Here is a 12,202-nt window from a genome sequence, read left to right as displayed (position 1 = left end):
TGTCGGTTCAGGGATTGCAGCCATGCGCACGAACCTGGCTGTGCTGTTCAGGCCGCCGTCGCAGCCGGAGATCTGTCAGCGGCGCGTCTCGACCGCTGGCGCAAGCTAAGCGCAGAAAATCGCGCCAATACGCCCGGTCCACGCGGAAACAAGACCCAGGCCCCGAGCGGAAGGCGCCGGTGAGCGTGTAGGTTGCACTTGCGGTTTCCCGCCCCTCTGTGAAGCCGACCGCCGGGTCGACCGGCCTGGCGCTAACCGGACATTCGCTTCGTGACTGGCGGAGGACCGGTCAGGTCTTTGCCACCGGTCGGTCAAGCGCGGCGGAGCGCTTGGTCCAACCCAAACATGCCAGTCGCCGCGTCCAAAGCAATTCGCTATTGACTTGGGGAACATCTGGAAATGCTCAAATCGCCGCCGGTGACGCAATCACACTGCGCCTTGAATTTTTTGCGCGACGACAACGCTTCGGGGCCGTGCAATCATCCCTCCAACAATGCCGTGCGGGTCCGGCACGCGCTTCCCTGAGATTGCTCCTTTCAACTCCATGGCTGTGCGGTTAGTGCACGACCCCGCTAGTAAACTGCCACGCCATCTCGGCCGCAGCCTTTCAAAGTTGCGATGTGATGTTCGGCGACGCCCGCGCTAACATCCTGAGACAGTGCCGTTCGATCACGAAACACGGCGACGCCATGGAGTCTGCTCACGCACCCGGTGCAGCTTCGTCGCCGTCTTGGCGGGCCCTTTCGTCTTACTCGGAAAAGGTCCGCTGCAAGTCCAGAACCAATCGCTGCACAGCCAACCTGTCAATTGGCAGCGTTCCGAGCAGTTCGCCTGAGCGGATGCCTTCGACCGCCAGAAACGCTATCGTCGCTGCGTCCGGATCGCGCGCATTCGCCCGGATGCGTTCGAGAAACGCCTGCTGCCTGTTTCGTATCGGCTCCAGCAGCTGCGGGTTTGCGGCGAATACGGCCAGCAAGCCCGCAGACGGCGGCGTGTCGCGGCGCCGTTCATTGTAGAAGTGGCGCAGATAGGCCGCGATCACCGCGTCGGGGCGTCCGCGCTCTTCTTCGCCGCGCAGGAAAAGGTCGAGGCGGTCGAGATGATCTGCAACCATGGCTTCGAACAGCCGAATTTTCGACGGGAAATGATAGAGCAGCCCACCTTTGGAGACCCCGGCCTCGGCCGCGACGGCGTCGAGCGAGAGATGCGCCGGTCCCAGGTTGCGCGCAAGTGTTTCGGCGGCGTCGAGGATTCGGCGACGGGTGTCGCTGCGCTTCAGCGCTCCCTGGTTCTGTTTCATCACGATTCACCGGATTGACTGCACCGACTAGACGGTATACCTCTCCGTTCGCAGACACAAGTTCCCAATCGTCAGTTGGACTCTGAAGATGACCAAACGCCTCATCATTGCCTGTGTTCTTCTCGTCGTCGTCGGCGGCGGGCTGGTTGGGTTCAACCTCTTTCGCGACCGGATGATCGCGCAGTTCCTCGCTGACATGCCGGTCCAGCCGCTGCCGGTCGAGACGGTCGAGGCCGAGTTGATCACGTGGCAGCCGACCCTCGGCGCGATCGGCACGGTCAATGCCGTGCAGGGGGTCGAATTGACGGTCGAGGCGTCTGGGATCGTACGCGAGATCGGCTTCTCCGCCAACGAGGACGTTACCGAAAGCCAACTTTTGTTGCGGCTTGACGACGAAGTGCAGCAGGCCGACGTGGCCGCTGCGCGCAGCCAGTTGGCGCTGGAGCGCGCCAACCTCGATCGTGGGCAGGCGCTTCAGGCGCGCGGTGTAACGACCGACGTGCAGCTTGACCAGGCGCGGGCGGCCTTTGACGGCGCCACGGCCCAGGTTGCGCGCGCCGAGGCGGTGATTCGTCAGCGTAGTCTGTTGGCGCCATTCGACGGAACCATCGGGATCGCGCGGGTCGATGCGGGCACGTATGTCTCGCCCGGGACGGTGATCGCGACGTTGCAGGACCTCGACACGATGCGCGTGGATTTCAGCTTGCCGGAACAGGCGCTGCCGTCACTTTTCATTGGCCAGCAGCTGCATGTGCGCATTGAAGGCGGAGCGCGTCGTTTCGATGGCGAGATCATCGGCATCGACCCGCGCGTCGATCCGAACACCCGAATGGTGGCCCTGCGCGGCGCGGTCGAGAACCCGGACCGGGCGCTGACACCGGGCCAGTTTGCGCGCGTGGCCATCGACCTGCCGGCCGAAGACGACGTGATCGCACTGCCGCAAACCAGCGTCGTCACCAGCCTTTATGGCGACTTCGCCTATGTCGTGCGCCCGCGCAGCGACACCGCCGACACGCTTGAGGTGCGGCAGGTCTTCGTTGAAGCTGGCCGGCGATCAAACGGCTGGATCGAGATCCGCGACGGGATTGCGGCCGGTGATCGGGTCGTGGCCTCGGGCCAGAACCGGCTGTCGAACCGCGCCCCTGTGACGCTTGCCGAAACCGAAGCGCCCGAGGTCGCGCGATGAGCCTTTCCGACGTTTTCATCAAGCGCCCGGTCGGCGCATCGGTGCTGGGCCTGATGATCGTGCTTCTGGGCCTGATGGGCTTCTTCGGGTTGCAGACACGGCAGTATCCGCAGGTCGACGAGACGGTCATCACCATCACCACCGTCTATCCCGGCGCCTCGGCCGAGTTGATCCAGGGCTTCGTCACCGCGCCGATCTCCAGCGCCGTCGCCTCGGCCGAAGGAGTGGACTACATCACCAGTCAGTCGCGGTCCTCGGCCTCGGTCGTGACGGTGAACATGGTGCTGGGCCAGAACCCGGACGCCGCCCTCACCGAGGTCATGTCCAAGGTGCAGGAAGTGCGCGCCCGCCTGCCCGCCGACGCCGAGGACCCCAGCATCGTCAAAGGAACCGGGCAGACCTTCGCCACGATGTATCTGGCCGTGCAGAACCCTGCGATGACGGCCGAACAGGTTACCGAATACATCGAGAGGGTAATCGTGCCGCGCATGTCCACGATCGAGGGGGTGGCCGAATCCCAGGTCATGGGGGCTGCGAACTACGCCATGCGCGTCTGGATCGATCCCGTACGGCTGGCGGGCCAGGGGCTGACCGCGGCACAGGTCGCGCAGGCGATCAACGACGCCAACTTCCTCGCCGCGCCGGGACGGACGCAGGGCGAACTCGTCGGCTACGCCATCACTATGGACTCCACCCTTCAGACACCCGAGGCGTTCGGCGATCTGCCGCTGGCGGGATCGGGCACCGAGGTTGTGCGCCTGCGCGACGTGGCGCGGATCGAACTCGCGGCCAGCAGCACCGACATGGTTGTGTCGTTCGACGGCCGGCCCGGCACCTTCATCGGCGTCTTTCCGAGCCCTGGCGCCAACCCGCTCGAGGTCTCGGCCGCGGTGCTTGAAGAACTGCCCGCGATCCAGGCCAGCCTGCCCGACGGCATGACGATGGAGCTGATGTACGACGCGACCGAGCAGATCGAGGCCTCGATCGACGAGGTGGTGTTCACGATCCTGCTTGCCACGGGGATCGTCGCGCTGATCATCCTGCTCTTTCTGGGCTCGATCCGATCTGTGTCGATCCCGCTGGTGGCGATCCCGCTTTCGCTGGTGGGGACGTTCTTCATACTGTTCGTTGCGGGCTATTCGATCAACCTGCTGACGCTTCTGGCGATGGTGCTGGCGATCGGGCTGGTCGTCGATGACGCCATCATCGTTGTCGAGAACGTGCAGCGCCATATCGAGGACGGTCAGACGCCGATGCAGGCGGCATTCACCGCGATGCGCGAGCTTTCGACCGCGATCATTGCCATGATGATGACCCTGATCGCGGTCTTCCTGCCCCTGTTCTTCATCGGCGGGCTGACCGGGGCGCTGTTTCGCGAATTCGCCGTGGCGCTTGCGGGTGCGGTCTTCATCTCGGGCGTCATAGCGCTGACCATCTCGCCGATGATGGCCGCGCGCGTGCTCAAGGCGGGCGGTGGCGGCAATCGTTTTCAGAAGGCGCTGGATCGCGGCTTCGGCCGGCTCGAAGGGTGGTATGCGCGCCGCCTCACGTCCTCGCTGCGCTTCACTCCGGTGACGGTGCTGGTCGTCGCCGCGCTGGTTGCGGTCACGGCATTCCTGTTCGTCAACACCCAGTCGGAACTCGCGCCGGAGGAAGATTCGGGTGCGCTTTTCTCCTTCATCAACGCGCCGGCTTACGCGACCATCGACTACACCAGCCACTATGTTGGCCAGATGCGCGAGCGGACCGCCGACCTGCCCGAACTGCGCGCGAACTTCTCCATCGTCGGATTTGGCGGACAAACGAACAGTGGAATCATGCTCTGGGCCTTCGACGACTGGGCCGACCGCGACCGCAGCCAGGCGCAGATCCAGCAAGATCTGCAAGCCCGCATCGCGCCCATCGCCGGATTGCAGGCCTTCGTTTTCGCGCCACCGTCGCTGCCCGGGGCGGGCGGCGGGCTGCCCATCTCGCTGGTCATCCAGTCCACGGGCGACCCGGCGGACGTCTACGAGGTCGCCGAGCGCATCAAGCAGGAAGCCGACGCCTCGGGCCGGTTTCTGGTGGTGCAGAACTCGATGTCCTTCGACACCACGCAGGTCGTCGTCTCCATCGATCGCGACCGGGCGGCGGCGCTGAACATCCCCGCCAGCGAGATCGGTATGACACTGAGCCTGCTCGTCGGCGACGGGCCGGTGGCGCGCTTCGACCGCGACTCGAAAAGCTACGACATTATCCTTCAGGTGCCGCGCGAATACCGCGACAACCCTGAACGGCTGGGCGAATACTACCTCGCGTCGATGACTGGCGAACTGCTGCCGCTCTCGGCCGTCACCGACATTCGCACCGCCGTCGCGCCGCAAGCGATCGAGCAGTTCAACCAGCTCAATTCCGCCACACTGACCGCACTGCCGATGATCGGCACCTCGACCGGCGACGGGCTGGCCGCGCTGGAAGAAATGGCGCGCGCCGAATCGCCCGACGGCTTCTTCATAGACTACGCCGATCAGTCCCGGCTGGAGATGGGCGAGGGCAACACCGTCGCCATCGCCTTCGTGCTGGCGATTGTGGTGATCTACCTGGTGCTGGCCGCGCAGTTCGAAAGCCTGCGCGATCCGCTGATCATCCTGATGGCCGTGCCGCTGTCGATCTTCGGGGTGATTGTGCCGCTGAACCTCGGGCTGGCGACGCTCAACATCTACACGCAGGTTGGACTGATCACGTTAATCGGATTGATCACCAAACATGGGATCTTGATCGTGGAGTTCGCCAATCAGCTGCGTCGCGACCAGGCGTTGGACCGTGCGGCGGCCATTGTCGCCTCGGCGCGGCTGCGCCTGCGGCCGATCCTGATGACGACCGCGGCAACCGCGCTTGGCGTCGTGCCGCTGATGCTGGCCGACGGTGCAGGGGCGGCCGCGCGGTTCGCCATGGGCCTGGTGATCTTCTCGGGCATCACCGTCGGCACCCTGTTCACGCTCTTCGTCGTGCCAGGCTTCTACGTCCTGATTGCCCGCAAGGAAGCCCCCACCCCGCCGGAAGAACCGGAACCGGCGCATCCGACACGCCAGCCGGTCGCTCAGTGATCCAAGGCACGATCGGTGCGCAGCGGCATAGCGCTGCCCCCCCCGAAAAAAAGTGCGACACGCCCAGCGGACGTCACTGCCACACGGCGCGCCGCCGAGCGACATAGCTTCGTAGCTCACCCGCCGGCTTCCCCTACAGACGGGCCAAGTCATCGGTGACCTCTGCCGCGCCACCGAACCGCTGGACGGAATAGAGCGCAGTCATCACGAGCGCCATGCCCAGCGGCGTGCCCTCTCGTCGGTGGCGGGCGATGAATTGCGCGATCCACGGCAGGGCGTAGGTGATCGGGCGACCCAGCAACTCGGACATGATCCGGGCGACTTGCGCAAAGCTCAGGGCCTCGGGGCCGGTATGTTGAAGACCAGCTGTCCGGCCATCGCTACCAGGTGACGGTATCCCGGCGCGGCAGTCCCCGAGGCGCGCCCGCGAGGCCCGCCGCTGCCGAAAAAAGAGCTGCCGGCAGGAGCGGGCCGGCAGCGTTAAGCTCGGCGCGGAATTACGCCGCAGCCCGTCGCGATACGGGGGCATGATCCGTAGTCGTCCTTTCGAGCGCATCACGAAGTCCGTCAGTCAGCAGGCATATCTCCTCGACCCGCGGGTCGGCCGGATCGATGGCCGCGAAGCGGTCGGCTTCTTCGCGGGTCTCGTCGTGGACGTTCTCCAGCGACAGGAGCTTAAGCAGCGCGTTGAACTGCTGTCGTGTCTTGCGTGAGGGAATCGCCTCGGAGGCGAGAGCCTTCCGCGCCTCGGCTGCCGCTCGCGAAGCGTTGGGGCCGCCGAGCAGCTCCGCGGCGCTCAGCAGCGCTTCCCGGCGTTGCCGGCGTATTCGCGCAGCGGACCCGCGGCAGCTGCGCAGGTAGAGGTGGGTTTGGGAAAGATGTGGTCGAAGATTGCGTTCGCCAGTTTCAGGCTCCGGCTCTCTCTGCCGGTCAAGATTTTCACTTCCCTGTTTCCGCCGCGCCTCCCGGGCCGCGTCTCGGGGTCAGCTCTCGGCGAGATGAGCTGAACCTGAAGTGCGGCCCTTCGGGCGCAGGTCGAGTCGACACCCTTTCACGGGCGTTGAAACGCCTCTTCGCCTCGGAGGACCCGGGTCATGGATGCCGCTCTCGGCGTCCGGTCCCGTCCTCATACGAAGAAGTGCGAGTGACACGGACGGGCCATGGTGAGCCGCAGCCTATCGTCCAGGTGCGGATGGAACGGAACCGGCGGGCCAAAGCGTTGTTTACTTAATTGTTCGCCGGCACCTCGGCCGCCGGCGCGACGCAGGTCGCCAGCAGAAAGGACATCGATGCGCATGGAACTCCTCGTCAACGGCGACCGGCACGCGCTCGATCTCGACCCGCGGACGACACTTCTCGATGCACTGCGGGACCACCTGGGGCTTACCGGTAGCAAGAAGGGCTGCGATCATGGCCAGTGTGGCGCCTGCACGGTGCTGCTGAACGGCCGGCGCATCAACGCCTGCCTCACCCTCGCGGCGATGCACCACGGCGACGAGATCACGACGATCGAGGGGATCGGCTCGCCGGATGCGCTTCATCCGCTCCAGGCCGCCTTCGTGACGCACGACGGCTACCAGTGCGGCTACTGCACCCCGGGCCAGATCGTCTCGGCCGCCGCGATGCTGGAAGAGGCGCGCGCAGGCTGGCCCAGCCACGTCTCCGTGACGCTCGACGGGCCGGTGGAACTCACGGATGCCGAGATCTCCGAGCGCATGAGCGGCAATCTCTGCCGGTGCGCGGCCTATACCGGGATCAACACGGCGATCCGCGAGGCGGCCGAGAAGACGAACGGCGACGAGGTGCCCGAATGAGGCCTTTCGACTATGTCCGCGCCGACGGCACCGCCGCGGCGACAGAAGCCGCGCAGGGCGGCGCGACCTTTATCGCCGGCGGGACGAACCTGCTCGACCTGATGAAGCTCGAGGTAATGGCCCCCTTGCGGCTGGTTGACATCTCGCGGCTCGATCTCGGCGGGGTCGAGGACATGGCGGAGGGCGGGCTGCGGATCGGGGCGATGGTGACCAATGCCGATCTGGCCGCCGACGCGCACGTCCGCCGGGACTATCCGCTCCTGGCGCGGGCGCTGCTTGCCGGGGCGACCGGGCAACTGCGCAACAAGGCCACGACCGGCGGCAACCTGCTCCAGCGCACGCGCTGCTATTATTTCTACGACACCTCTCAGCCCTGCAACAAGCGCGACCCAGGCAGCGGCTGCGGCGCGATCGGCGGCTTCAACCGCATCCACGCGATCCTGGGCGCCAGCGAGCAGTGCATCGCGACGCATCCGAGCGACATGGCGGTGGCGCTGCTCGCGCTCGACGCCGAAGTCGAGACGGAAGCGCCCGACGGCGCGCGTCGGCGCCGCCCTCTCGCCGATCTGCACCGCCTGCCGGGGGATGAACCCGAGCGGGACAGCTTTCTCGAGGACGGCGAACTCATCACCTCCGTGATCCTGCCGCCGCCATCGACAGGCCGCCAAGACTACCGCAAGGTGGGCGATCGCGCGTCCTACGCCTTCGCGCTCGTCTCGCTGGCCAGCGTGGTCGAGATGAGCGAAGGCCGGATCGCCCGCGCCGCGCTCGCCTTCGGGGGTTTGGCGCACAAGCCCTGGCGCGACCGCGAGGTCGAGGAGGTGCTGGTCGGCGAAGCGCCCTCGGAGTCGCTTTTCGACCGCGCCGCCGACAGGCTGCTGCGCGACGCGAGAGGATGGGGGGGCAACGATTTCAAGATACCTCTCGCGCGCCGGGTGCTGAAGGCGACCTTGCGCACGGCCACGGGCACGGAGGTGCGGGCATGAGCACGAGCTTCAGGATGGACGCGCCGTATCCGCGCGTGCTCGATCGGACGGCACAGGGGGTGATCCACCGTCCGCTCGACCGGCCTGAGGGCCCGCTCAAGGTTACCGGTAGGGCGACCTATGCCGCCGAGCAGGCGCTTGAGGGCCAGGTCGAGGGCGTGCTGGTGCGTGCCACCGTCGCGCGTGGCCGCGTGACGGGAATGAACGACGCGCTCGTCCGCGCGATGCCCGGCGTGCTCGGCGTCTTCGCGGACGCGCGCTTCCTGCGAAATCCCGCGCAAGGCGGCGCCGGCGAGGCGCCGGTCCAGGGCTCGACCGAGGTTTTCTACCACGGTCAGCCAGTCGCTCTCGTCGTCGCCGAGACGTTCGAGCAGGCGCGCCACGGCGCCGCCGCGCTGGCGCTGCGCTACGAGGAGGCGGAGGCGCAACTCGACCCCGAGACCGCGGAAAGCGTCGACCGCCCCGACAAGCGGAAGCTCGACCAGGGCGATCTCGACGCGGCGATGGCCGACGCTCATGCGAAGGTGGACGTCACCTACACCACGCCGCCGCACCATTCGGCAGCGATGGAGTTGCATGCGTCGGTGGCGGAATGGACGGGCGACCGCCTCACGCTCCATGGCTCCTTCCAGATGCTAAAGTACAACAAGGCGGAACTCGCCGACGCCCTCGGCATCCCTCGGGAGCGCGTGCGCATCCTGTCGCCCTATGTCGGCGGCGGATTCGGCTCCAAGCTCGGCATCTCGCCTGAAGCGGTCGCTGCCGCGATCGCCGCGCACGAACTGGGCCGGCCAGTCCGCGTGGTGATGACGCGGCAGCAGGTCTTCGGCATGACCACACACCGCACATCGACCCGACAGCGGATGCGGCTCGCGGCCGATGCCGAGGGCCACCTGACCGCGGTTGGCCACGAGGACCGCGTCTACAACCTGCCGGGCGAAAGCTTCAGCGAGCCGACGGCGCAATCCACGCATTTCCTCTATTCCGGCGTGAACCGCCGGCTGGGGCAGGAGGTGGCGCGGGTGAACCGCACCTGCGCCGGCTCGGTCCGCGCCCCGGGCGAGGCGGTGGGGATGCTCGCGCTCGAGGGGGCGATGGACGAGCTTGCCCACGAACTCGGGCTCGACCCGATCGCGTTCCGCAAGCGCAACATCCCCGACCGGCACCCGGAGAAGGACATCCCCTACTCCGCCCGCCGCTTCGCTGACTGCATGGACGAGGGCGCCCGGCTCTTCGGCTGGGACGCGCGCAACCCGACGCCCGGTCAACTGCACGACGGCGAATGGCTCATCGGGCACGGCATGGCGGCTGCGGCGCGGGTCAATATGGTTTCAGCCTCGCAGGCCCGCGTGATCCTGCGACCGGAGGGGACGGCATTGGTCGAGACGGACATGACCGACATCGGCACCGGCACCTACGCGATCCTCGGCCAGATCGCGGCCGAGATGTTGGGCCTGCCGATCGCGGCTGTCGAGGTCCGGCTTGGCGATACCGATCTGCCGCCCGCGGCGGGCTCGGGCGGCTCGCACGGGGCGTCCTCGGCTGGCTCGTCGGTCTTCGTGGCCTGCGAGAGCCTGCGCACGACACTGGCCGAGCGGCTGGGCTGCGCGCCGGACGACCTGACGCTGAAGGACGGCATCGCCACGGGCGCGAACCGGCGGGCGAAATTTGCCGAGTTGCTCTCCGATGGCGCGTTGTCCGAGGAGGGCCATTTCGAACCGGGGCGCACCAAGAAGGAGGTGAGCCAAGCATCCTACGGCGCCTTCTTCGCCGAGGTCGGCGTGAACCGGATTACCGGGGAGACGCGCGTGCGGCGGATGCTCGGCACCTTCGCCGCCGGCCGCATCCTCAACGAGAAGACCGCACGCTCGCAGTGCCAGGGCGGCATGATCTGGGGCATTGGGGCAGCGCTGACCGAGGAGCTGGCCTTTGACCCGCGCGACGGCCACGTGGTCAATCAGGATCTTGCCGAATACCACCTGCCTGTAAACCTTGACTGCCCGCAGATCGAAGTTCAATTGCTCGAAGAGCGCGACGACATGGCCTGCCCGATCCAGTCCAAGGGCATCGGAGAACTCGGCATTTCGGGTGCTGGCGCGGCCGTGGTGAACGCGATCTACAACGCGACAGGCGCGCGGGTGCGCGACTACCCGGCGACGCTCGACAAAATCCTGGGCGGCCTCGACGATTGAGCGCTCGGAAGGCCACATTAGCCTATGGACCATTCGCGCCGAGACTGCGAACTGGCGCCATTCAGCCGCTGCCCACTTTCTCCGGGATCTGGACCGCCGATCGCCGCGGGGTCTCGCTCGGAAGCCCCGCGACGGTCAGGCGGCACCGGGCACTGCCTCTCCGATAACCTGTCTGCACTTGGCTCACGAGGTGACGCGCACCCCTGGTTGCCTCTTCGGCCGCTTCTTCACGGTACGCGAAGGAGGCCGAATCTGTGGACGCCTCTGGCGGCGCCGCGTCGGCGATGTGTCGGCGCCGAGCGCGGCGGCGCCACTCTCGGTCGCGACCGCCAGCAGGCCCTTGAGGACGCGAAGACGGCAGGTCTCGCATCCGAGCGCGAGCAGGGACATGTCGCGGCGGTCGAGGCCTTCGTGCGCGATCATGAGGCGCGCGATTATCGTACGCGGGTTCAGGCCTTCGAGGAAGGGTTGGGGCGAGTGGCGGCCGACAATCCCGAAGACATGGAGGTCGCGATCCTGCATGCGCTCGTGACCTCGGCGAACTTCGATCCGGCCGACCGGACCTATGTCAACCAGCTTCTCGCTGCCGAGATCCTGGAGCCGCTATTGGCATCCCATCCCGATCATCCCGGCGTCCCACATTACCTGATCCATACCTATGACTATCCGCCGCTGGCCAAACAGGACCTTGAAGCAGCCGGACGTTACGCCGAGATCGCGCCGGGTGCGGTGCATGCCCTGCACATGCCCTCGCACACCTTCACCTCCCGCTGCTCCCGTTGCAGTCTTTCTCACCGGCGTTCTCAATCGGATCACAGTGGCACGAGTGCCGTCAGGAGGGGCTACCCAACCCATCATCAGAGCCAGTCAGTGGGACACTGATCCTATGTCGGCGAAGATGTCGCCGAGCCCTGCGTGAACAGGATGTCGTCGGGGAATGTGATGACGCCGCGATCATCGATCTGTCCGCCGAGCCCCGCGACAAGATCCCCGATGGCGGCGCGCGTGGCGTCGGAGAGAATTTGCTTCCGGTCGATGCGCTGGCCGAGCCGCTCCCGGATAAGTCCCTTTCAGGGATGAGTGCGTGTTGGGTTAATTCAAGCCTTCAATTGCCGCACCGTCATAGGGGTGAGTGAAGATGCGCTGTTCCCTTGGAATTACGTACGGCCGCGCGTCGATTGTGGCAGTTTCGGTCAGCAAGCCCCCTGGTCCGTCGCCGCATCGCGCCGCCCGGCGGGCAGGCGGGGGCTGGCGGGCGAAGGCATTGCGCGTATTGTTCCTCGACATGGCGGAAATCGATGCGCCGCTTGCGAGCCCCCTGGCGCGGAGCCGCGGCTGTACGCGGGCGCCGATGCGCTCGCGGGAGAGGACGATCTTGAGGCCGAAACGGTCGCTTGCACACATGGGAGCGCATTTCTCGTTCGTATTCCTCTCGAATGTTGACCAACTTCGCCCGGACGAAATTCAAAGTTGCCCGCGGCAATTGTGACGGCCTTCGCTTGCTTTTTTGGGCGATCGCGCCAAGATCTCGAGGCCGCGCGGATCGCGGCGTCCCGGCGGCGGCGCCCCGGGGAGCATGGTCAGGCGGGCACGCTCGTCTTCATACAGTTCCGAGATGGCGGCGGCGCCGGCATGGCC

At 66.4% G+C, this 12,202-nt stretch carries 11 protein-coding genes and 1 pseudogene; 8 read left to right on the top strand and 4 right to left on the bottom strand.

Annotated elements, in window-relative coordinates; genetic code table 11:
- Positions 1-183 (top strand): annotated as a pseudogene (locus tag IM708_RS21435) (GTPase RsgA); the annotation flags it as partial.
- Positions 184-748: 565 nt separating this feature from the next.
- Here IM708_RS21435 and IM708_RS19095 read toward each other — a convergent pair.
- Entirely contained in the window at positions 749-1,300 is a 552-nt protein-coding gene (locus IM708_RS19095; protein WP_209428159.1) for a TetR/AcrR family transcriptional regulator, read from the bottom strand.
- Between the two features lie 88 nt (positions 1,301-1,388).
- Between IM708_RS19095 and IM708_RS19090 the strand changes: the two genes are divergently transcribed.
- Positions 1,389-2,486 (top strand): efflux RND transporter periplasmic adaptor subunit, encoded by a 1,098-nt coding sequence (locus IM708_RS19090; protein ID WP_209428158.1) that lies wholly within the window; start codon positions 1,389-1,391, stop codon positions 2,484-2,486.
- Positions 2,483-5,572 (top strand): efflux RND transporter permease subunit, encoded by a 3,090-nt coding sequence (locus tag IM708_RS19085; protein ID WP_209428157.1) that lies wholly within the window; start codon positions 2,483-2,485, stop codon positions 5,570-5,572. Before IM708_RS19090 ends, IM708_RS19085 begins: the two co-directional genes overlap by 4 nt.
- A 133-nt stretch (positions 5,573-5,705) precedes the next feature.
- Here IM708_RS19085 and IM708_RS19080 read toward each other — a convergent pair whose 3' ends face one another.
- Entirely contained in the window at positions 5,706-5,882 is a 177-nt protein-coding gene (locus tag IM708_RS19080) for a hypothetical protein (protein WP_209428156.1), read from the bottom strand.
- A 217-nt stretch (positions 5,883-6,099) separates the two neighbouring features.
- Here IM708_RS19080 and IM708_RS19075 point away from each other — a divergent pair, with 217 nt between their 5' ends.
- Positions 6,100-6,285, top strand: a complete 186-nt coding sequence (locus IM708_RS19075; RefSeq protein ID WP_209428155.1) for a hypothetical protein — start codon at positions 6,100-6,102, stop codon at positions 6,283-6,285.
- A gap of 413 nt (positions 6,286-6,698) precedes the next feature.
- On the opposite strand, the gene IM708_RS19070 is transcribed toward IM708_RS19075, so the two are convergent.
- Positions 6,699-6,869, bottom strand: a complete 171-nt coding sequence (locus IM708_RS19070) for a hypothetical protein (protein ID WP_209428154.1) — start codon at positions 6,867-6,869, stop codon at positions 6,699-6,701.
- On the opposite strand from IM708_RS19070, the gene IM708_RS19065 reads away from it, so the two are divergent.
- From IM708_RS19065 to IM708_RS19055, 3 genes are read left to right on the top strand one after another with little or no spacing between them, the layout of a single operon-like run.
- Positions 6,862-7,386, top strand: coding sequence for a 2Fe-2S iron-sulfur cluster-binding protein (locus tag IM708_RS19065; RefSeq protein ID WP_209428153.1), 525 nt, complete (start codon positions 6,862-6,864; stop codon positions 7,384-7,386). The genes IM708_RS19070 and IM708_RS19065 overlap by 8 nt on opposite strands.
- The gene (locus IM708_RS19060) at positions 7,383-8,372 is read left to right on the top strand and encodes a xanthine dehydrogenase family protein subunit M (RefSeq protein ID WP_209428152.1); all 990 of its coding nucleotides are present in this window, start codon (positions 7,383-7,385) and stop codon (positions 8,370-8,372) included. Before IM708_RS19065 ends, IM708_RS19060 begins: the two co-directional genes overlap by 4 nt.
- On the top strand, positions 8,369-10,564 hold the full coding sequence (locus IM708_RS19055) for a xanthine dehydrogenase family protein molybdopterin-binding subunit (protein ID WP_209428151.1): 2,196 nt from the start codon (positions 8,369-8,371) through the stop codon (positions 10,562-10,564). The genes IM708_RS19060 and IM708_RS19055 overlap by 4 nt, the downstream gene beginning before the upstream one ends.
- A gap of 183 nt (positions 10,565-10,747) precedes the next feature.
- On the opposite strand, the gene IM708_RS19050 is transcribed toward IM708_RS19055, so the two are convergent.
- Positions 10,748-10,987, bottom strand: a complete 240-nt coding sequence (locus IM708_RS19050) for a hypothetical protein (RefSeq protein ID WP_209428150.1) — start codon at positions 10,985-10,987, stop codon at positions 10,748-10,750.
- Here IM708_RS19050 and IM708_RS19045 point away from each other — a divergent pair.
- A complete protein-coding gene (locus IM708_RS19045) occupies positions 10,976-11,446 on the top strand; it encodes a hypothetical protein (RefSeq protein WP_209428149.1) in 471 nt (156 codons plus the stop codon). The genes IM708_RS19050 and IM708_RS19045 overlap by 12 nt on opposite strands.
- The last annotated feature ends 756 nt before the right edge of the window (positions 11,447-12,202 follow it).

Origin of the sequence: Pararhodobacter sp. SW119 (assembly GCF_017811755.1) — a bacterium.
In the GTDB taxonomy this organism is placed as follows: Bacteria; Pseudomonadota; Alphaproteobacteria; order Rhodobacterales; family Rhodobacteraceae; genus Pararhodobacter.
Note: the sequence above shows the minus strand (reverse complement) of the source record. Positions and strands in the feature narration are given on the sequence as shown.

Excerpts from the sequence above, each read along its gene's own strand:
- IM708_RS19080 (WP_209428156.1), bottom strand. The coding sequence starts at position 5,882 with ATGTCCGAGTTGCTGGGTCGCCCGATCACCTACGCCCTGCCGTGGATC.
- IM708_RS19085 (WP_209428157.1), top strand. The coding sequence starts at position 2,483 with ATGAGCCTTTCCGACGTTTTCATCAAGCGCCCGGTCGGCGCATCGGTG.
- IM708_RS19050 (WP_209428150.1), bottom strand. The coding sequence starts at position 10,987 with ATGATCGCGCACGAAGGCCTCGACCGCCGCGACATGTCCCTGCTCGCG.
- IM708_RS19095 (WP_209428159.1), bottom strand. The coding sequence starts at position 1,300 with ATGAAACAGAACCAGGGAGCGCTGAAGCGCAGCGACACCCGTCGCCGA.
- IM708_RS19055 (WP_209428151.1), top strand. The coding sequence starts at position 8,369 with ATGAGCACGAGCTTCAGGATGGACGCGCCGTATCCGCGCGTGCTCGAT.
- IM708_RS19065 (WP_209428153.1), top strand. The coding sequence starts at position 6,862 with ATGCGCATGGAACTCCTCGTCAACGGCGACCGGCACGCGCTCGATCTC.
- IM708_RS19090 (WP_209428158.1), top strand. The coding sequence starts at position 1,389 with ATGACCAAACGCCTCATCATTGCCTGTGTTCTTCTCGTCGTCGTCGGC.
- IM708_RS19075 (WP_209428155.1), top strand. The coding sequence starts at position 6,100 with ATGATCCGTAGTCGTCCTTTCGAGCGCATCACGAAGTCCGTCAGTCAG.
- IM708_RS19070 (WP_209428154.1), bottom strand. The coding sequence starts at position 6,869 with ATGCGCATCGATGTCCTTTCTGCTGGCGACCTGCGTCGCGCCGGCGGC.
- IM708_RS19060 (WP_209428152.1), top strand. The coding sequence starts at position 7,383 with ATGAGGCCTTTCGACTATGTCCGCGCCGACGGCACCGCCGCGGCGACA.